This is a genomic window from Halostella sp. PRR32 (assembly GCF_034808085.1).
In the GTDB taxonomy this organism is placed as follows: Archaea; Halobacteriota; Halobacteria; order Halobacteriales; family Natronoarchaeaceae; genus Halostella; species Halostella pelagica.
The window spans coordinates 515,394-534,460 of record NZ_JAXHGL010000003.1; the positions used below are offsets into that span (position 1 = coordinate 515,394).

Annotated in this window: 19 protein-coding genes; 10 read left to right on the forward strand and 9 right to left on the reverse strand. The window is 64.6% G+C overall.

The window, feature by feature from the left end:
• Window positions 1–84: 84 nt before the first annotated feature.
• Window positions 85–2,520 (reverse strand): polyphosphate kinase 1, encoded by a 2,436-nt coding sequence (gene ppk1, locus SM753_RS12500; protein WP_323191847.1) that lies wholly within the window; start codon window positions 2,518–2,520, stop codon window positions 85–87.
• Window positions 2,517–3,224 (reverse strand): metallophosphoesterase, encoded by a 708-nt coding sequence (locus SM753_RS12505; protein WP_138796888.1) that lies wholly within the window; start codon window positions 3,222–3,224, stop codon window positions 2,517–2,519. The genes ppk1 and SM753_RS12505 overlap by 4 nt, the downstream gene beginning before the upstream one ends.
• Before the next feature lie 409 nt (window positions 3,225–3,633).
• Between SM753_RS12505 and SM753_RS12510 the strand changes: the two genes are divergently transcribed.
• Complete coding sequence (locus SM753_RS12510) at window positions 3,634–4,143, forward strand: hypothetical protein (protein WP_323191848.1); 510 nt, start codon at window positions 3,634–3,636, stop codon at window positions 4,141–4,143.
• Window positions 4,144–4,146: 3 nt separating this feature from the next.
• Here the strand turns inward: SM753_RS12510 and proS are convergent, their stop codons facing one another.
• Window positions 4,147–5,640, reverse strand: coding sequence for a proline--tRNA ligase (gene proS, locus SM753_RS12515; protein ID WP_323191849.1), 1,494 nt, complete (start codon window positions 5,638–5,640; stop codon window positions 4,147–4,149).
• Window positions 5,641–5,773: 133 nt separating this feature from the next.
• On the opposite strand from proS, the gene SM753_RS12520 reads away from it, so the two are divergent.
• The 3 genes from SM753_RS12520 to SM753_RS12530 all read left to right on the forward strand — a co-directional run bounded on the left by SM753_RS12520 (window position 5,774) and on the right by SM753_RS12530 (window position 7,414).
• Window positions 5,774–6,178, forward strand: a complete 405-nt coding sequence (locus tag SM753_RS12520; RefSeq protein ID WP_323191850.1) for a hypothetical protein — start codon at window positions 5,774–5,776, stop codon at window positions 6,176–6,178.
• Window positions 6,179–6,328: 150 nt separating this feature from the next.
• Window positions 6,329–6,706 carry a hypothetical protein gene (locus tag SM753_RS12525; RefSeq protein ID WP_323191851.1) on the forward strand — a complete coding sequence of 126 codons (378 nt, stop codon included), beginning with the start codon at window positions 6,329–6,331 and terminating at the stop codon, window positions 6,704–6,706.
• 3 nt (window positions 6,707–6,709) lie between these two features.
• Window positions 6,710–7,414, forward strand: coding sequence for a DICT sensory domain-containing protein (locus SM753_RS12530; protein ID WP_135533536.1), 705 nt, complete (start codon window positions 6,710–6,712; stop codon window positions 7,412–7,414).
• Here SM753_RS12530 and SM753_RS12535 read toward each other — a convergent pair.
• Complete coding sequence (locus SM753_RS12535) at window positions 7,411–7,890, reverse strand: hypothetical protein (RefSeq protein ID WP_138796894.1); 480 nt, start codon at window positions 7,888–7,890, stop codon at window positions 7,411–7,413. The two genes, SM753_RS12530 and SM753_RS12535, sit on opposite strands and share 4 nt — an antisense overlap.
• Window positions 7,891–8,278: 388 nt before the next feature.
• On the opposite strand from SM753_RS12535, the gene SM753_RS12540 reads away from it, so the two are divergent.
• Complete coding sequence (locus SM753_RS12540; protein WP_323191852.1) at window positions 8,279–10,201, forward strand: beta-CASP ribonuclease aCPSF1; 1,923 nt, start codon at window positions 8,279–8,281, stop codon at window positions 10,199–10,201.
• A gap of 80 nt (window positions 10,202–10,281) precedes the next feature.
• Here SM753_RS12540 and SM753_RS12545 read toward each other — a convergent pair whose 3' ends face one another.
• Entirely contained in the window at window positions 10,282–10,524 is a 243-nt protein-coding gene (locus SM753_RS12545) for a hypothetical protein (protein ID WP_323191853.1), read from the reverse strand.
• Here SM753_RS12545 and SM753_RS12550 point away from each other — a divergent pair, their 5' ends adjacent.
• Window positions 10,525–10,938: a DMT family transporter gene (locus SM753_RS12550; RefSeq protein ID WP_323191854.1), complete on the forward strand. Its 414-nt coding sequence runs from the start codon at window positions 10,525–10,527 to the stop codon at window positions 10,936–10,938.
• On the opposite strand, the gene nth is transcribed toward SM753_RS12550, so the two are convergent.
• Together nth and SM753_RS12560 are read right to left on the reverse strand one after the other, a co-directional pair.
• On the reverse strand, window positions 10,935–11,756 hold the full coding sequence (gene nth, locus SM753_RS12555; RefSeq protein ID WP_323191855.1) for an endonuclease III: 822 nt from the start codon (window positions 11,754–11,756) through the stop codon (window positions 10,935–10,937). The genes SM753_RS12550 and nth overlap by 4 nt on opposite strands.
• 28 nt (window positions 11,757–11,784) lie before the next feature.
• Window positions 11,785–12,468: a hypothetical protein gene (locus SM753_RS12560; RefSeq protein ID WP_323191856.1), complete on the reverse strand. Its 684-nt coding sequence runs from the start codon at window positions 12,466–12,468 to the stop codon at window positions 11,785–11,787.
• A 74-nt stretch (window positions 12,469–12,542) separates the two neighbouring features.
• Between SM753_RS12560 and SM753_RS12565 the strand changes: the two genes are divergently transcribed.
• Window positions 12,543–13,469 carry a hypothetical protein gene (locus tag SM753_RS12565; protein WP_323191857.1) on the forward strand — a complete coding sequence of 309 codons (927 nt, stop codon included), beginning with the start codon at window positions 12,543–12,545 and terminating at the stop codon, window positions 13,467–13,469.
• A 5-nt stretch (window positions 13,470–13,474) separates the two neighbouring features.
• Here the strand turns inward: SM753_RS12565 and SM753_RS12570 are convergent, their stop codons facing one another.
• On the reverse strand, window positions 13,475–13,888 hold the full coding sequence (locus SM753_RS12570) for a DUF371 domain-containing protein (RefSeq protein WP_323191858.1): 414 nt from the start codon (window positions 13,886–13,888) through the stop codon (window positions 13,475–13,477).
• A gap of 247 nt (window positions 13,889–14,135) precedes the next feature.
• Window positions 14,136–14,309, reverse strand: a complete 174-nt coding sequence (locus SM753_RS12575) for a hypothetical protein (RefSeq protein ID WP_168192928.1) — start codon at window positions 14,307–14,309, stop codon at window positions 14,136–14,138.
• Between the two features lie 118 nt (window positions 14,310–14,427).
• On the opposite strand from SM753_RS12575, the gene SM753_RS12580 reads away from it, so the two are divergent.
• The 3 genes from SM753_RS12580 (at window position 14,428) to SM753_RS12590 (ending at window position 18,915) form a co-directional block, all read left to right on the forward strand.
• Window positions 14,428–16,302, forward strand: a complete 1,875-nt coding sequence (locus SM753_RS12580) for a hydrolase (RefSeq protein WP_323191859.1) — start codon at window positions 14,428–14,430, stop codon at window positions 16,300–16,302.
• A 249-nt stretch (window positions 16,303–16,551) separates the two neighbouring features.
• On the forward strand, window positions 16,552–17,433 hold the full coding sequence (locus SM753_RS12585; RefSeq protein ID WP_135533527.1) for a coiled-coil protein: 882 nt from the start codon (window positions 16,552–16,554) through the stop codon (window positions 17,431–17,433).
• 555 nt (window positions 17,434–17,988) lie between these two features.
• Window positions 17,989–18,915 carry a plastocyanin/azurin family copper-binding protein gene (locus SM753_RS12590; protein ID WP_323191860.1) on the forward strand — a complete coding sequence of 309 codons (927 nt, stop codon included), beginning with the start codon at window positions 17,989–17,991 and terminating at the stop codon, window positions 18,913–18,915.
• Window positions 18,916–19,067: the final 152 nt, after the last annotated feature.

A 19,067-nucleotide genomic window follows, 5' to 3' on the forward strand; every position in this document is an offset into this window, starting at 1 on the left:
GGCGCGACGTACGTTCGCACGGGTACTGACGACGGCGTCGCGGACCGAACCCGGATCGAGCGGGCAGTTCCGAGTAAGAAGCCGTCAGAGGCCGCCCGTTCGTTTCTCGCGGACCGCCCGCTCGGCGCGACGCATCAGTTGCGCGTGACTGTCCCGAATCGGCTCCCCAGGGACGGACTCTCGGCGGACGTACGTGCCGTCCGACCGCATCTCCCAGGCGTTCCGGGTGTCCGACAGCGCCGTATCGAGGATGCGGTCGAGTTCCTCACGGAGCCGCGGGTCGTCGATCGGAACGACCGTCTCGACCCTGTTGTTTAGGTTACGGGTCATCCAGTCGGCCGAGCCGATGTAGTGTTCCGGCTCGCCGCCAGCATGGAACCGAAACACCCGGGAGTGTTCGAGGAACCGACCGACGATGCTGTACACGTCGATAGTCTCGCTGACTCCCGTCAGCCCGGGCCGGAGTCGGCAGATGTCCCGGACGACGAGGTCGATGTCGACGCCCGCCATCGAGGCTTCGTACAGTTCCCGGACGAGATCCGGGTCTTCGAGGCGGTTCATCTTGGCGGTGATGCTGGCGGGTTCGCCCGCTCTGGCGCGCTCGGCTTCGGCGCGGATCAGATCGACGAACCGCTCGCGCATGTTCCCCGGCGCGATCAGGAGCTTCCGGTACTCCTCGTGGAGCGAGTAGCCGGTGAAGTAGTTAAACAGTTTCACGAGGTCCTGTCCGACGCCGCGGTCGGCCGTAAGCAGTCCGAGGTCCTCGTACGTCTTGGCCGTCTCGGAGTGGTAGTTCCCCGTCCCGACGTGCGAGTACAACTGGACGCCGTCGCCCTCGTCCCGGACGACCAGTGACGTCTTCGTGTGAGTCTTGTAGCCGATAGTTCCGTAGGCGACGTGGATCCCCTCCTCCTCTAGACGCTTGGCCCACTCGAGGTTGTTCTCCTCGTCGAACCGGGCCTTCAGTTCGACCATTACCGCCACTTGCTTGCCGTTACGGGCGGCCTCGATGAGGCTTTCTATCACCTGCGAGTCGCTTGCAGTTCGGTAGATAGCCGCCTTGATGGCCAGCACGTCAGGGTCTCGGGCGGCCGTCTCCAGGAACCGCTGGACGGTCGCCTCGAAGGAGTGATAGGGGTGGTGGATCAGCACGTCGTCACGCCGGATTTCGGTGAAGATGTCGCTCCCTGCCGCGTCGCTGTCGGTCAACCGGGGGTGCGGCTGGGGCGTCCACTCGTCGAGTTTGAGATCCGGGCGGTCGAGTTCGGTCAGCGCCTCGAAGTCACGGAACTCCAGCGGCCCGCCCAGCCTGAACACCTCGCGGTCGTCGAGGTCGAGCTGTCGCTGCAGTATCGACAGCGCCGCCGCGGGCATGTCCGCTTCGACTTCGAGGCGAACGGCAGTCGCGAACCGCCGTTCGGCGATCACCTCCGCTATCATCTCGGTCAGGTCCTCGGCGACCTCCTCGTCCCGTCCGACCTCCGCGTTACGGGTCACTCGAAACATGCCGGTGTCGACGACCGTCACGTCCGGGAAGAGGAGGTTGAGGTTCGACCGTACGATCTGTTCCAGCGGGACGTACCGCTCGTCGCCGACCTCGACGAACCGGACGTGGTTTCGGGGGATCTTCACCCGGGAGAACGTAAGATCGTCTCCGGGCTCCTCGCGGGTGAGCACTGCGAGCGAGAGGCTCTGGTTCGAGATGAACGGGAACGGATGGGCCGGGTCGAACGTAAGCGGCGTCAGCGTCGGTAGCACGGAGTACTCGAAGTAGCTCCGGAGTTCCGACCGCTCCGTCGGCGACAGGTCGTCGTAGTCGGTGATGTGAATTCCGGCGTCGGCCAGGGCGGGCCGGATCGATTCCCGGTAACACTCCACCTGGCGTTCGAACATGGGTCTGGCCGTCTCTAGCACCTCGATCCACTGCTCCTCCGGTGTCCGCCCGTCGGGCGTGCGCTCCGTGATGCCGGCGGCCATCTGCTGTTTCAGGCCGCCGACGCGCTTTCGGAAGAACTCGTCCATGTTCCGCGTGAAGATGTCGAGGAACTTCACCCGCTCTAGCAGCGGGTTCTCCCGGTCGAGCGCCTCCGCCAGCACACGCCGCTGAAAGGCGAGTTCGCTCAGTTCCCGGTTGAGGTAGTACGCTGGGTCAGAGAGGTCGATCCCGGCCGGATCGGACGCGTCCGTTTCAGCGACGGGAACAGACTGCCCGCCGTCCGACGTGACTACGTCCGGAACGAGAGCCGTCGAATCGGTCGCCCGGTCCGCATCGGCCCCGGCGATATCCATCGACCGGCAGAGCGGACACTTCGAGTCGGCAGCGGGCACTTCCGTGCCACAGACAAGACACCGACGAATCTCCGGACACTGGCGGGTTTCCTGACACCGGCGAGTTTCCGGCTCTGTGTCGGCTGTGCCGGTCGTCTCCGACGACGCCGGTTCGTACTCCGTCAGGTCACCCCCCGATTCGACGGGATCCGCGTCGTCGTCCACCGCGTCTGGGGTACGTTCCTCGCTCATCGATGTTCGGCCTCGATGGAGGACGGCGAGAGTATCTTCTCGTCGCTCCGGGTTTCGTACGCTCGCTCGGCGGGAACGCTCACGAACTCGTCGGCGTAGTAGTCGTACGCCGTCAGGTCCCCCCCGTAGACACACCCCGTGTCGAGACCGAGTGCGGCCTCGCCGACGAACGGAGCGTCGAGGACGGTGTGGCCGAAGAACACGCGGGGCGATCCGGCGTACTGTTCGAACCAGAACGGGCCATCGTACCCCCGGCCCACCGGGATCGAACGCCGGGTCAGCAGGCCGTCCACGCTCTGGTCGACGAGCGGCCGCCGCGGGTCGACGCCGCCGTGGACCACTAGCGCATCGTCCCACGATATTGCGACGGGTAACGTCGAGAGGAAAGCGGCGTCGTCGTCGGTGAGTTCCGGAAGCCGCTTGTCACCGCGTAGCACCTTGTCCTCGTTGTTCCCGCGGACGCTGATCGCGTTGGGGGCGCTCCTGACGTGCCGGAGGACGCCCGGACTGTCCGGCCCTTTTCTGATCAGGTCGCCGACGAAGACGAGCAGGTCGTCGGTCGTCGGTTCGAGGGCGTCGAGTAGCGCCTCCAGTTCCCGCCGGCACCCGTGGACGTCGCCGACGACGTAGATGTCATCCCACCGGTCCGGATCGATGCGTCTGTGTCGAGTAGCGACTTCGCCGTCGAACTGGATTTCAGTCATTGCTTTTGTCATCACCGAGGCGAACTCCCGCGACCGCCGCCCCGACGGTGTCACTACTGTCCTCTCTCAGTAAATATTAGGAATTTTATATTATTGGTTTATATCGTACCGGACCGGTCCTTTCGTCTCAATACCGCTATTGAGTGGTACGTTCTGCACCGGGGACTGGTGGTCTAGCCGCTGGTCGACGTAGCGGTGGCCTCAACTATCGGACAGTAGCCTGTGCGAAGTCGATGGCGAACCCGGCCGCCTCCGGCGGCGACGGCCGCGTCCGAGCGATCGAGTATCACATAGTTCTGTCCGACAGTGTCGTCTCTCGTTTGAAATAGAGGGATGGAGAGACTCGGTCCTCGTACGGTACCGAACACACTGACAGCATTTACGTGACGAGCGGCCCGCACCTCACACGATGTCGTTCGCTTCGGTCCTCCGCGCCGCCTGGTACGTTCCGCTCACTCTCGTCCTCGCACCGGGCATCCTGACACACGAATACGCCCACGTGGCGGCCTGCCGCCTGACCGGCGTGAGAGTCCACTCGACGCCCTCGCTGAACCCCTTCGGAAAAGCGGCGTTCGTCGACCACGCGCCGACCGACCGGTTCGGAGCCGATTTCGCCATCGCCGTCGCGCCGTTCGTCGTCAACAGCGGCCTCGCCGTCGCCGCGTTCGGCGTCACACGGGCGCTCGGGTCGCCGCTGTCGCTCCCGTTTCTCTGGCTCGGCGGGTGTTTCGCGTGGACCGCGATACCGAGCCCATCCGACACCGACGGCCTGCTCGACGCGGCCGGCGGCCTCCCGCGACTGGCGCGGCCGGTCGGCTACCTGCTCGCAGCCCCGGTCCGCGTCGCGACGCTGCTCGCGGTCGAGGGGATCGGAAGCCTGGTCTGGACCGTCGCGCTGTACGTGGTTCTGGTGGGGTGAGCGTCAGTACGACTTCGCGAAGTAGGCCGTCTCCGTCGCCTCGTCGCCGCAGACGCCGCACTCGTCGCCGATCTGCTCTTCGCCGTCGTCGCCTTCAGCCGACTCCGCGGACGACGCGCCGTCCTCGTCGAGCGGAAGCATGACGATCTCGGCGGCGATCTCCTCTTTGATGGCCGTCTCGCACGCCTCGTCGCCGCACCACGGCGTCTTCACGTATCCGCCGTAGCGGCCGATCGTGCCCAGGATGTCCTCGGGGCTGTGGGCCTCGCGGACGTTCTCTTCTAGGTTCTCCTCGGCGGCGGCGTACAGCTTGTCGTACACGGTGTCGAAGTGTTCCTCGACCGTGTCCGCGATCCCCGAGCGGTCCTCCTCGACCGACTCGCCGTCGGGCCGGTGGACGACTGTCACGCGCTCGTCTTCGACCTCGTTGGGGCCGATCTCTAAGCGGACGGGAACGCCGTTCAACTCGTGTTCGTTGAACTTGAACCCGGGGTTGCGACCGTCGCGGTCGTCGAGTTCGACGCTGACGCCGGCGTCTTCGAGTTCGGCGGCGATCTCCGCGGAGTACTGGAGTACGTCGTCTTTGGTGTCTTCCTGCCAGATGGGGACGATGGCGACCTGGGTGGGCGCGACCGTCGGGGGCAAGACGAGCCCCTGGTCGTCGCTGTGCGTCATAATAAGCGCGCCGAGCGCGCGCCACGAGAGCCCCCACGAGGTGGTGTGGGCGACTCGCTCCTCCTCGTCCTCGTCGATGAAGGTGATGTCGAACGCCTCGGCGAAGGACTGGCCGAGGTAGTGGCTGGTTCCGCCCTGAACGGACTTGCCGTCCGGCATCAGCGCCTCGACGGTCGTCGTCGTGTCCGCGCCGGGGAACTTGTCGTGTTCCGGCTTGCGCCCGCGAAGGACCGGTATGGCCAGTTCGTCCTCGTAGATCCGCTCGTACTGGTCGAGACGCGTCATCGTCTCCGTCCAGGCCTCGTCCTCGGTCTCGTGGGCGGTGTGGCCCTCCTGCCAGAGGAACTCCTTCGTGCGGAAGAACGGCTTCGTCTCGGTTGCCTCCCACCGGACGACGCTGCACCACTGGTTCAGTCGCAGGGGCAGGTCGCGGTGGCTCCGCGTCCACTTGGCCATGAACGGCGCGATGATGCTCTCGCTCGTGGGACGGACGGCGAGGGGCTCTTCCAGTTCATCGTGTCCGCCCTTGGTGACCCACGCCACCTCGGGGTCGAACCCCTCGACGATGTCTTTCTCGCGTTCGAGGTAGCTCTCCGGGATGAACATCGGGAAGTAGGCGTTCGTTACGCCCGTCTCCTTGAACCAGCCGTCGAGACGGTCCTGTATCGCTTCCCAGAGGGCGTACCCGCGGGGGCGAGTAACGATGAATCCGCCCATCGGCGCGTAGTCGGCGAGGCCGGCCTTCTGGACGACCTCGGCGTACCAGTCGCCGGGGCTGTGCTCTTTGCTCTCGGTGATTCCGAGTTCCTGCTCGCCACTCATGGTTCTTCGTCGGGGGACCGGAGTAATAAACGCGCCGTGTTCGGGAGCGACTGAGAGGCGACCTCCGAACACGGTCCGGTCGGACTTCGGGGACAAAGAACTATAGTTTCTGGATGAAAACACCTGAAAGTATATGGCCCCTACCGATCGCACCCTCGACGCAGAGTCACAGAACGTCACGTCGACCTCCCTCGACGAGATATTCGGAACGCTTGCCAACGAAAAGCGTCGCTTTACTCTCTACTACCTCCGCGAACGTCCGACCACGACCGTCGACGAACTCGCGGACGTTCTTGCGACGAAGGCGCTGGTCGACACCCCGACGCTCTCGCTGTCCGGATACCGCGACGAGATGCTGATACGCCTCGACCACGTACACCTACAGAAACTCGAAGCTATGTCGCTCGTCACCTACGACCGCGAAACGGGGCGAGTCACGCTAGCAGCCCTCCCACCGGTCGTCGAATCGGTTCTGGATCACGCGATGCCGATGGAACGGGTCGACCTGGCCGACGCGTTCGATGTCGAAATCGGGTGAGGATCCGACCGCGGACGAGCAGTCAGAGCGACAGGACGTGGAGTCTCTGTCGGTGAGATATGCAAGCGTATTTCCCGCTAGGTGTGGTATGTTATAACCTTGCAATCCAACGGGGCGATACCTGCCCACTGAACGAGGATTCCCACTACGATGACCGTCACTGTCGGCGACCCGAACGACGTGTTCTGCGCGTTGAGCGATGCCCGTCGCCGTCACGTGCTGTATTACCTACTGGAACACGACGACGCATCGCTTGACGAGTTGGCCGATGTCATTTCGGGCTGGTTGACGGTAGGCCGCGGAATGACCACTACGCCGCACCGGCGAAACCGGATCCGTACCGACCTCCACCACGTTCACCTGCCGATGCTGGCCGACTTCGGGTTTCTGGAGTACGACTGGGAGTCTCACCATGTCGAACTCCGCGACCTCTCGGACGAGATCCATAAGTTGCTCGACGAGTCCCTTTCGGTCGAACGAGCACGAACGACCGAGACGCCGTCGCCACTCCGGTCACAGGGTGGATGAGTCGTGTTACTGCGGGACTTCGTCGACCGGATCGAACGACAGCGTCGCACGGTAGTCGAATACTCGCCGTCGGCCTCGTCCGACCTGGAGGCCCGACTCTCACTTCGAAACGTCGACGTGACTCACCGCCGTCTCCCCGATACCGGAACCGGAGGATTCGTCGTTGTCCGACGAGACGACGAGTTCCGGGGCACGGTGCCTCTCGAGACTATCGAACGCGCCCGTTCGCTGCCCGAGGGCCCGACTAACGCGGTCGACGACGCCGCCTTTCAGGAGTATCTCGACCTGTTCGACAAGACGGTGTTCGCGTCGTACGACCGCAGGCAGATGCTCGCCACCGCTCGCGAGATAGAGGACCGCGCCTGGCGCGTCGGTCGCGGAACGCTGTACGTCGGATTCCAGTCTCTCCCGGCCCTGAGAGACCAGGTATCGCTGTACGAATCGCTCGGCGAACGGGACGACCTCGCCGTCCGCGTTTACATTTCCGACGAGTGGGACGCGCCGGACATCGACGGTGTCACGGTCCAGACGGAATCAGCCGACGAGATCGGCGATTTCTGGTTTCTCGCCTTCGAGGGCGGCGGCGACGACGCGAACAAGTCCGCGCTGATCGCCGAGGAACGCACGCCCGACGAGTATTACGGCTTCTGGACGTACGACCCCGAACTGGTCGACGAGATAACGGCCTATCTCCGCGAGACGTACTAATCCACGCGGAACGGACTCGGCCCCTCGGTCCAGTTCCACCCCGGAAGCCGGGTCTGGAACCCCGCCGCGAGCGCGGCCTCCAGGTCGTCGCTCCCCGCCGTCGCGTCCTCGGGATGGTGGATGACGTCCGCGTAGTGGAAGGCGGCCTCACCGAGCAGTCCGAGCGGCTGGCCGCCGGCGATCATGCCTGCGAGCTGTCTGCCGAGCAGTTCGTCAGCGACGAACCCCGGGTAATCACCCTCGACGTCCAGTTCCCGGAGCGTGACGACGAACGCCGCAACGTTGACCGCGAGGTCGCCGTCAGCGAACACGGCGTCGACCTCCGTCCGGTACATCTCGGCGGTCACCGGATCGACGTCGGTGTCGAATATTTCGGTGAACTCCGCGCGGAGGTCGTTCAGTAACGGGACGACGACGTCCGCGCGCGAGCGCACCCAGTCGCGCTCGTCGGCGACAGTGTCGGGTGAGACGTGCATCGCCGCCCCGTACGGACGCGAGCGGCTTATACTGTCGGCCGACTTCGAAAACCGGAGATTCCAGCCGGCGGGGGACCGTCTCCGTCGACGCGCACCCGGTATTGCGAAGGCTTTTATAACAAGGAAGTAATATGCCCGAGTAAGCGGGTTCTCTCAGACCTTCCCGCAGCAAGTGGGACCCATCCCCGAGCGTATCGCAGAACGCGCCGCCCACAACATCACCGGGACGATATCCCTATGTATACAGTGTTACGACACAGTGGCGAACCGTCAAACAGCACGTCGACCAACGGCGTCGCTTCGACGGATCACCGTGCACTCGGTTCGGCGATGGCCCCGCGGACGAACGGGAGAACCTCGATAACGGATACGCTATCCAGCTCTCACTATGAGTTCAGTTGACCAACAACTCGACGATTTACGCACAGAGATAACGAGCGAACTGCCGAGCGACATCTCGGTGTCCGACGTGAAATACGAGGGCCCCGAACTCGTCGTCTACACCCGTGACCCGAAGAAGTTCGCGCAGAAAGGTGACCTTATCCGCCAACTCGCGAGTAAACTCCGTAAGCGGATCACCGTCCGGCCAGACCCCGACGTCCTCTCGAAGCCCCGCGACGCCCGCGAGGAGATCATGGCGGTCATCCCGGACGACGCCGGCGTCACGGATCTCGATTTCCACGCCGACACCGGCGAAGTCGTTATCGAGGCGGAAAAGCCCGGAATGGTGATCGGCCGTCACGGGAGCACGCTCCGAGATATCACCCAGAAGGTCGGCTGGACGCCCGAAGTCGTCCGAACGCCGCCCATCGAGTCCTCCACAGTGTCTAACGTCCGGAACTTCCTCAAGCAGGAACGCGACGAACGCCGCGACATCTTAGAGAAGGTCGGCCGCCAGATCCACAGAGAGGAGATGTCCGACGACGAGTACGTCCGCATCACCACGCTCGGCTGTTGCCGCGAGGTCGGCCGCGCCTCCTTCATCCTCTCGACGCCCGAAACGCGCATTCTCATCGACTGCGGCGACAAGCCTGGAGCAGAAGGCGAGGTCCCGTATCTGCAGGTGCCCGAAGCGCTCGGCGCGGGCGCACAGAACATCGACGCCGTCATCCTGACGCACGCCCACCTCGACCACTCGGCGCTCATCCCGCTTCTGTTCAAGTACGGCTACGACGGTCCCATCTACACGACCGAACCGACCCGCGACCTGATGGGCCTGCTCCAACTCGACTATCTGGACGTCGCCGCAAAGGAGGGCCGCGCGCCCCCGTACGACTCCGAGATGGTGCGCGAGGCGATCAAACACACCATCCCGCTCGAATACGGCGACGTCACCGACATCGCGCCGGACGTGAAGCTCACGCTGCACAACGCCGGCCACATTCTCGGCTCCGCAGTCACTCACTTCCACATCGGCGACGGCCTCTACAACGTCGCGTTCTCCGGCGACATCCACTACGACGACACGCGCCTGTTCAACGGCGCGGTCAACGACTTCCCGCGCGTCGAGACGCTCGTGCTGGAGTCGACCTACGGCGGCCGGAACGACTACCAGACCGACCAGGAGGACTCCGAGCGGAAACTGAAAGAGGTCATCAATCAGACGTACGACCGCGACGGGAAGATCCTCATCCCGGCGTTCGCGGTGGGACGTTCTCAGGAGATGATGCTCGTCCTCGAAGAGGCGATGCGGACCGGCGACATACCCGAGATGCCCGTCCATCTCGACGGGATGATCTGGGAGGCCACGGCTATCCACTCGACGTACCCCGAGTACCTCCGCGACGACCTCCGCGACCGCATCTTCCACGACGACGAGAACCCGTTCCTCGCCGAGCAGTTCAACCACATCGACGGCGGCGAGGAGGAACGCCGCGAGGTCGCCGACGGCGGCCCCTGCATCGTCCTCTCGACGTCGGGGATGGTCGAGGGCGGTCCGATCATGTCCTGGCTCCGCCACCTCGGCGGCGAGGCGGACAGCACGCTCACGTTCGTCGGCTACCAGGCACAGGGGACCCTCGGCCGACGCATCCAGAACGGCTGGGACGAGATCCCGGTCGACGACCGCGGCAACGGCCGCGGCAACACTCTCACGCTGGACATGGAGGTCGAGACCGTCGACGGCTTCTCCGGCCACGCCGACCGCCAGGGGCTGGAGAACTTCGTGAAGACGATGAATCCCCGCCCCGAGAAGGTGCTCTGCGTTCACGGCGACGAGTCCTCGACGCAGGACCTCTCGTCGGCGCTGTATCACGACTACAACATGCGGACGTTCGCGCCGAAGAACCTAGAGACCTTCCGCTTCGTCTGAAAGCCCTTGCGGCGGACTGGCGTCCGCCGCTGCGCCCTTTCAATGTCCACCGGGAGAGCGAAGCTCTCCCGAGCCTTCGCTCACTTCGTTCGCGAAGACGCCAACGAGCGCCGGAGGCGCTCGTTCCAGGCCCGCCAGTTTGCGCGAGCCTCCGCGGTCGCGGAGGCACGCTCCGGGTGCCTGCCCTCCCCCGTGCGCTCGGCATGAACGCCGAGCGCGGCCACCGCTCCGCGCCGCCCTTGACAGCTACCGCTCCGCGCCGCCTCCGTCCGCTCCGCATCGCTTCCGAAGTCGTTACTTCGCTGCCCCTCGTGCCCTCGCACATGACGAACGCGACGATACTGTTCGCACTGGCGGCGATGGTCTCGTGGGGCGTGTGGGCAGTGCTGGCGGACGTGGCGACGCGATACATCGACCCCGTCTCCGCGATGATCTTCTCCTACGCGACGAGCGTCGCCATCGCGCTGGCGTACGTCTTCGCGCGGGACCAGCCAGTAGCGACGGCGAAGACCGGCGTGGCGGTCGCCCTGGGTGCTGGCGTGTTCGCGGGCATCGCGGCCGTCGCCTTCTATGCGGGACTGGAGCGAGGGCAGACGAGCATAGTCACTACCGTCAGCGCGCTGTATTTCGTCGTCGCGGCAGTGCTGGGAATCGCCGTGCTGGGCGAATCCGTCGAGGCGACGGACGTCGCCGGCGTCGGGTTCGCCGTCCTCTCCGTCGTCCTGATAGCGCGTTAGTCCGCGTCGGTCCGCGCCTCCGCGGGGTCCTCTACCTCGCCCGTCGCCGGATAGACACCTGTCTGGTCACAGAGGTCCTCCATCGGACACGCCTCCGGCCCCTCCAGACAGGCCGGCTTGCGCGCCGTACAGTACTCGCGGCCGAACTGGATCATCGCCGTGTGACCGAAGCCGCACTTTTCGGCGGGTACGTCCCGCTCCAGTTCCGCGCGAACTCCTTCGTGGTCGGCGTCGGCCGGCGCGACGCCGAGTCGACGCGCGATGCGGTGGACGTGGGTGTCGACGGGGAACACGCCGCCGCGACCGCCCGAGAACAGCAGGACGCAGTCAGCCGTCTTCGGGCCGACGCCGGTGACCGAAAGGAGCGTGTCGCGGACCGCGGACGGGTCCCCCGACTGCACGAACTCGTCGAACGCAGTCTCGGAACCGTACTCTTCTAGGACCCACTCGGCGGTCTGAATGATGACCTCCGACTTCTGGTTGTACAGGCCCGCGCCGGAGATGGTTTCGGCGAGTTCGGACTGATCGGCGGCGGCGAGTCGCTCGGCGAGGTCGAGGTCTGCCCCGCCGTACCGTTCCATCAGCGCGTCGTGGGCCGGTTGGCTCGCCTTGTCGCTGGTGTTCTGGCTCAGGATAGTTCGGACTAAACACTCGAAGGCGTCGCGACCGCCGTACGCTTTCTGCCAGTACATCTCGCCGAGGCGGTCGACGACCGCCTCCGCGCGGGTACTCGCATCGCCGGCTGCCGTCTCGGCGAACTCGGTCCACCCCTCGTCGCCGCCGCTGATGTTCTCCGTCGGCTCAGCGTCCTCGGACATGCGTCGTAGTACGGGACCGAGCGCACAACTATCCACCGTGTTCAGTCACTCGCTCCGCGGTGAGGACGACGATGCCGCGGTCGGGTTCGTCGGGTGTTCGGTCGATAACTTCGTACCCCCGTTCCGCCAACGCCTCGCGAGTGTCTGACTCTGGCGTGCCGAAACAACCGTGGGTCTCGACGACGACGGACCGCGGGCGGGCGGTCATCGATTCGATGATCGCGGCTTCCGCGCCCTCACAGTCCAGTTCGAGGACATCACAGTCCGGGAGTGCCGACGGCGAGACTCGGTCTGTTCGGTCCCCTTCGCCGTCGATTTTCACGCCAGGTCCGACGAGTTTACGACGGACGGAGACTCTGTCTTCGACCTCGTTGAGCGACGCGGTGTGTCTGGCTATCTCGAACCGGTTGCGTGCCGGTTCGTACGTCGTGACGTGTCCGTCCGGCCCCGCGGCGCGAGCAGCGGCGACGCTCGTGACGCCGTAGCCGCCGCCGACCACGACGACCTCGTCGCCCGGTCCGACGCGCTCGCGCGTCGCGTCGACGACGGCCGCCTCGTAGTCGGGAAACGTGTCGGTCAAGTCGAGCAGACGGATGCGTCGCGACGCGACGCCGTTGAACACGCCGACTTTGTACGGCAGGTGCGGGCGGACGGCCCGGTTGTACGCGGTCTGGGCCTCTTCGCGGAGTTTCCCCGCCAGTGGCACGGTCATTCGGACGCTATTCGACGAGCGGCCACAAATAGGACGGGTACGGCCTTAAGTGGGAGATCGTGGTACGAGTGGGTATGTCTCTGGGGGACTGGTTGGGGGAAACGTACCGTCGGTTCGGAGCGGAGGACCCCGTCACTGCGCTTCGGGAGTCGACCGACGAACTGTACCGCGGCGGATTACGACGCCTCGACGCAGTCTGGCGGTTCGCGCCCACGGTTTACGACCGCGAGTGGGACCTCCTGGTCGTCCTCGACGGCTGTCGGGCCGACCTGATGGCTTCTGTGGCGTCCGACTACCGTTTTCTCGACCGACCGCGGCGAGTCGCCTCGCCGGCGAGCCACTCACACGATTGGCTGGAGCGGACGTTCGGCACGGCCGACGAGGCGGCGGTCGCGGAGACGGCGTACGTCACCGCGAACCCGTTCTCCGACGAACTGCTCGACCCGAACCGGTTCGCCGCACTGGACGAGGTGTGGCGGTACGCCTGGGACGCCGAGCGGGAGACCGTCCCTCCGAGACCCGTCACCGACCGCACGATCACGCTGATGCGCGATTGCGACCCGGAACGGGTCGTCGCCCACTACATGCAACCGCACTTTCCCTCCATCCCCGATCCGGGCGTCGGCGCTGGGTTCCAGCGCGAGGACGCGGGCTGGTTGCCCGGTAACGCGTGGGAGAAACTCCGAGATGGGGAGGTGTCGGAGGAACGGCTCTGGACCGCGTACCGGAACAACCTCGAACACGTCCTCGACGACGTCGCCGTTCTCCTGGAGAACGCCGACGCGGAGCGAGCAGTCGTCACCGCCGACCACGGCAACGCCCTCGGCGAGTGGGGCGTGTACGGTCACCCGCGACGGATGCCGCTCCCGTCGCTGCATCTGGTCCCGTGGTACGAGACGACGGCGACCGACGCGGGCGGTTACGACCCCGCGACCTACGACCAGTCGGCGGGGGAGTCAGTCGGCGAGAAGCTTCGGGACCTCGGTTATCTGGCGGACTGACGGCGTCACGCTACTTCGACGGTGACAGTCAGTTCCGCGCCGTCGGCCAGCGCGTCGACGAGGCCGCGGTCGAACCCGCTGGCGGCGAACCCCGCACCGAGCAGGAACGTCCGGTCGTCCACGTAGTTGCTCGTGCGGCCGACCATGCTCCGGTCGCTCGTCAGTTCGAGGTCGGGGTCGCCGCGGCCGCGGACCGTCTCCGAGTAGCCCGCCGCCTCGAAGGTAGCGGTGATCGTGGCCTCGGGGTCGCGGCACGCCTCGACGAACGCGGGATCGAAGTCGGCCGGGGAACGGTCGGCTTCGACGGCGAGGATACAGTCGCCGGCGGGGGTGAGATAGTCGTCCGTCGTCACCTCGAACGTGCTCGTATGCGCTGCGGTCACGTTCTCGTGACCGCGAGCGTGTACGGTTTCTTTCATGGACGGCGCTTGCCGACCGGCGCACTTATACTGTCTGCTGTAATCCGCGGAAGGATTTCGGCCAGATAAGATGTCCGAAGTTATAGCCGACGGTAGTGTCGCAGTCACTGAAACGATTCACACGCTGATCGCATCGCTGACGTACGAGCAGGTGTGCCTTGACTTTCATACGGACTGTTGTAAGTCATTTCCGGATAGCGCCGACACGGGGTCGGCGTATATCGGTAAACAGCTACAACAGTCCGTATCAGTTGCTACTGTAGCGGGAGCGTTTGACGACCGTCACCGTGACGGCCCCGCAGTCGCACTCGTAGGCGCGGCGAACGCCCCCGTCTCGCTCCATCTCCAGCATCAGAGCGTCGTCGCTGAGCGCGCGGTCGCATTCGCCGTCCTCGCACGTCGGGGAAAGCCGTTCCAGCATATCCGGACGTTCACCACCCCCGTACGTTAAAGCGACCCGTCCCCGGAGTGAAAGTGAAAGTGAAAGCGGAGACACGACGTAAAGACTATTTCACCCGGGTCCGGTGTCGTGGGTAGTGATGACGGGCGCGTGGACGGCAGCGGCGGTCGATCCGCACGACGACGGGGAGCCACCGGACGCTGACGAGTGGGTTGACGTGACCGTCCCGGGGAGACCGGAACGGTTCGCCGGCGAGGACGCGGTCGCCTACCGGCTCCGATTCGACGACCCCCGCGCGAGCGACACGCAGCGGACGCTACTCGAACTTCGAGGGCTGTTCGCTCGGGCGAGCATCTGGATGAACGGCGAGTTACTGGGCGAACACGACGCGTACTTCGTACCGGCTCGGTTCGAGTTCGACCCGGCTGAGCGAAACGAACTCGTCGTGGAGTGTCACGCCCCGCAAGACGCTTTCGGCGGCGTCCAGACGACCGACCTGCTTCCCGAAGACGCCGCAGTTCCGGGTATCTGGTGGGACGCACGCGTCCGCGTCCGCCCGGAGACGTTTCTCGACGGGATGACCGTCAGGCCGCGTATCGAGGACGACGGGGCTGTCATCGAAGCGGCGGTGACGGTCGATGCCGCCGCAAAACTCGACGACCGAGTCACCTTTTCGACGCGGCCGGAGGGGTTCCGCGGTGGGGGGACGATGGAGCAGGCGAGCGTCACCGCTGCGGCGGGCGAGCGGACGACGCTGACCCGGGAGATACGGGTGCGGGACCCGTCGCGGTGGTGGCCGCACGACTACGGCTCGCAACACCGCTACACCGTCCGCGCCAAACTCGGCGAGACGAGCGTCAGCGAAACGACCGGTCTCCGGACGGTCGAGTACGGCGACGACGGTCTGTTCGTGAACGGTCAGCGCGTGAGCGCACGCGGGGTTAACGTGTTACCGTCGGACGACCCCGCGACGGATGTCGAGCGCGCGGCCGCGGCGAACGCTAACCTCGTTCGAGCGCACGCACACGTGCCGCCGCACGACCTTCACGAGGCGTGTGACGACGCGGGAGTGCTCGTCTGGCAGGACCTCCCTCTCACGGGCGACCGCGAGTACGATGTCGACCGGGGTGAAGCTCTCGCGACGGCGCTGGCCGACGAGTACGGGCATCATCCGAGCGTCTCTCTCTACGGCGTCCACGATGACCCGCGGTCGCCGTTCGCGGCTCCCGTCAGCGGCGGACGAGTCGGCAGATACCGCTTCCGCTGGCGGGCCTGGCGGACGGACTACGACCACGGCTCCGACGAAGCGGTTGCGGACGCGTTTCCGGCGGACGCGCCGGTCATCCCCGTCGCCGGACCGCCGGGGACAGCGCCGGACGCCGCACACCTCTACCCGGGGTGGAAGTACGGCACGGCGACGGACGCCGAATGGCTTCTCGACCGATATCCGGATCTGGGCGACATCGTGGGCGAGTACGGTGCGGGGTCACTCGCGTTCGGCGGCGACGCTACGGGAGGAGACGACGTGCCGGGGTTCGACGCCGACGCTCACGAGATGAAGGTCGGCGACGACGACCCCGAAATGTCGCAGTCCTACCAGGCCGCGACGCTGAAGACGGTGACCGAGACGCTCCGCCGACGCGGCACGGACGTACTCGCGGCGTTCGCGCTCAGGGATACAGCTCCGGACGCGGGGATGGGTGTCCTCGCTCACGACGGCTCGGAGAAATCCGGGTACGAGGCACTCGCCCAGTCGTTCGAGCCTGTCCAGGCCGTTCTGGATTCGCCGCCGGAGGCCGGCTCTGTCGGGGTTACCGTCGTCAACGACGGGCCGGACGCGGTCGAACCGACGCTCGCCTGGACCGCAGGCAACGCCGAGGGAACCGAGGACGTGACCGTCGACGCTCACGATACGGTCGCCGCCGGGACGGCGGACGTACCGCGGGACGCGGAGGCGGTCGAACTGCTGTTGACCCTGTCCGATCGAACCGTGTTCAACGCCTACCGTTTATAACTCGCTCCCATCGTGTGACAACCGTTTACACGTCTCTCTGGCCGCGTGGCAACTGTTTTCAGGGGATAACCGACCGGTACTTTTATACCTATCACGGGACTATTAACGGTTACCAGAACGTCACCGGCGTTCCGGTAGAATCGCTCGCTCGACCAACATGACAGGGAATCCTTATCCACGGTCAGTTACACACGGTCAGCGACGACTATCTCCGCCGGTGCGGGTATGGCACAGAGGTTTGACTAACACATGGTAGACGAAACACAGAACGTAGAACTCACAGAGGACGATCTCGAAAACAAAGCCAAAGGGCAGCTCATCAAACTCGCCGGTCAGCTCCGAGACCGACGGAACGACCTGAACCAGATGGCCTCGGAACGAGCGTCCAACCGCGACGACCTCAACGCGAAAACTCGCGAGAAGGTCGACGAGGCGCAGGAACACCGCGAGAAACGCGACGAGCTCAACGAACTCGTTCAAGAGCACAAAGAGCAGCGCAACGAACTCAACGCGAAGGCGAACGAGCTCTTCGACAAGGTCGAGGAGATGAAATCCGACCTCGAACTCGACGAGGGCAAGGACCTCGAAGAACTCGAAAGCGAGATCGAGGACCTCGAATTCAAGCAACAGACCGAGGTGCTCTCGACGGAAGACGAGCGCGAACTCATCGAGAAGATCGAGGACAAGCGCGAGGAGTACCAGCAGCGCAAGGAAAAGCTCGACCAGAACGACGACCTCGAGGAGTACGTCGAGAAGGCGGAATCCGTCCGCTCGGAAGCCTCCAAACACCACCAGAAGGTCACTGAACTCGCGGACAAGGCCCAGGAACATCACAACGAGATGATCGAGGCCTACCGCGAAGCCGACGACATCCGTGACGAGGCCGACGAGATGCACGAGAAGTTCGTCCAGGCCCAGGAGGCCGCCGACCAGCACCACGAGGACTTCGTTCGCGTCCAGAAGCGACTGCGCGAACTCGACAAGCAGGAAGAGGAAGAGCGTCAGTCCGAGCGCGAGAAGAAAGAGCAGGAAGCCAAAGAGGAAGCCGAGGAGATCTACCAGAAGTTCAAGGACGGCGAGACCCTCGACACCGAGGACCTGATGAAGCTCCAGAAGACGGGGCTGCTGTAAACGGCTACGATTTTGCTGTTCTCTCTGCTGTGTACGGTTCGGTAGCGCCAGCGCCGGCGAAGTCTCAGGGGAGTTGTCGTAACTGCGTTACCGGTAGTTGCTGAGCCTACATCGGCGGACTCCCGAACTGAATGACAGCCATCCCTCTCAGTGAATTCACCGATCAAGCGGGGCGATACCGCGATCGGTTTTTCGTGAATGTGGTGAGACGGGAGACGGTCTGTATCGGGATTTCACGTGTTAGCCTCCGCCCCGAGTTAATATTTCATATAAAATCGTCGCTCGGACCTCGGAACTGTCTAGCATTTACAGGTTCTTCCCCGGATCTAATTACGGACAGGGTTATAGACACATGGTAACAATTAACATGATTCTGGCTGCGGATCACACTGGCCGAACTACACGAACCGACACATCAGTTGTGTATCCTTACCTCCTGTAGCTGTCCTTTCTCGCCTGGGTACGGCGCTTTTGTTAAGTGTTGAAACGGTTACGGCGGTTTATCTCCGGATGAGGTGTAGCGATCGTTGCGGCGCGCCAGCAACAGGTGAAACAATGACGGGATCTACGGAGGGGGAGACAGGGGAATCGTCAGACGAACTGTTCAGTGAATGGTCCGGCTTCGAGCGGCGGTCTCTCCTGAAAGCGCTCGGCGTGGGAGCGACGCTCTCGCTCGGCGGCGGAACGGCAGCGGCCACGGGTGTCGGGGTCACAGGCCGAGAGGACGGGGGAGCCGACTCGGACCAGATCGACCCGGTGTTCGGGTATTCGACGACGGATATCGAGGAAATTCCCGAGGGACTCGAACCGGACCACGAGGTCCAGCTACTCGTTGCTCCGCCGTCGGGGCCGACCAGCCCGCCGTTTCTCTACTTCGAGCCGACTGGGCTTCAGATCCAGTCCGGCGATATCGTCCAGTTCTCCGTGATGAGCCCCGACCACTCAGTCACGGCATTCCATCCCGATATCGGCCATAGTCGGCGGGTACCGGAGGGCTCCGAACCGTTTTCATCGCCGGTCCTCGGCCCCGGTTCGGCCTGGCTGTACCGGTTCGAGGAAGAGGGCGTGTACGATATGTACTGCGGCCCGCATTTCCTTCTCGGCATGGTGATGCGGCTCGTCGTCGGCGACCTCGCCGAGGAGGACATCCCGGAGTACGCGACGAGAGACGAGGGCGTCGCGGGAAGAGAGCAGTTCGAGGCTGGGCTCAATCGAGCGAGCGAGCAGAACGAGAACTGCGAGTGGCCGTTCGTTCTGCCGGCCGAAGTCCTCGGAGCGGACGCGCTGGACACGATGAACATTCAGGAGGCAGGCAAAGTGCAGTTCAGCACTATCGCCGAGGAACTCGGCTACGAGTTCGTGCCGCCGGAAGAACGGGAAGCGCCCGCCGACAACGAGACGGTAGAGGGCAACGCCACTGCTGATGGCAACGTGACCGGCGGTAACGCCTCGAACGGGACCGACGGAGGCTACGGCGGCTAATACTGCCGGACGGGACTTCGTGACGAGATTCGACACACCGGATATCGACAGTCTTCGTGGGTCCGTCCGACAGTGTAAGGGGTCGTGTCACGTCCTGTGTGTCGGGTCTCTCCGTTTTTTAGGTCCGCTGGTGACCGGCCAGTCCGCTGGGA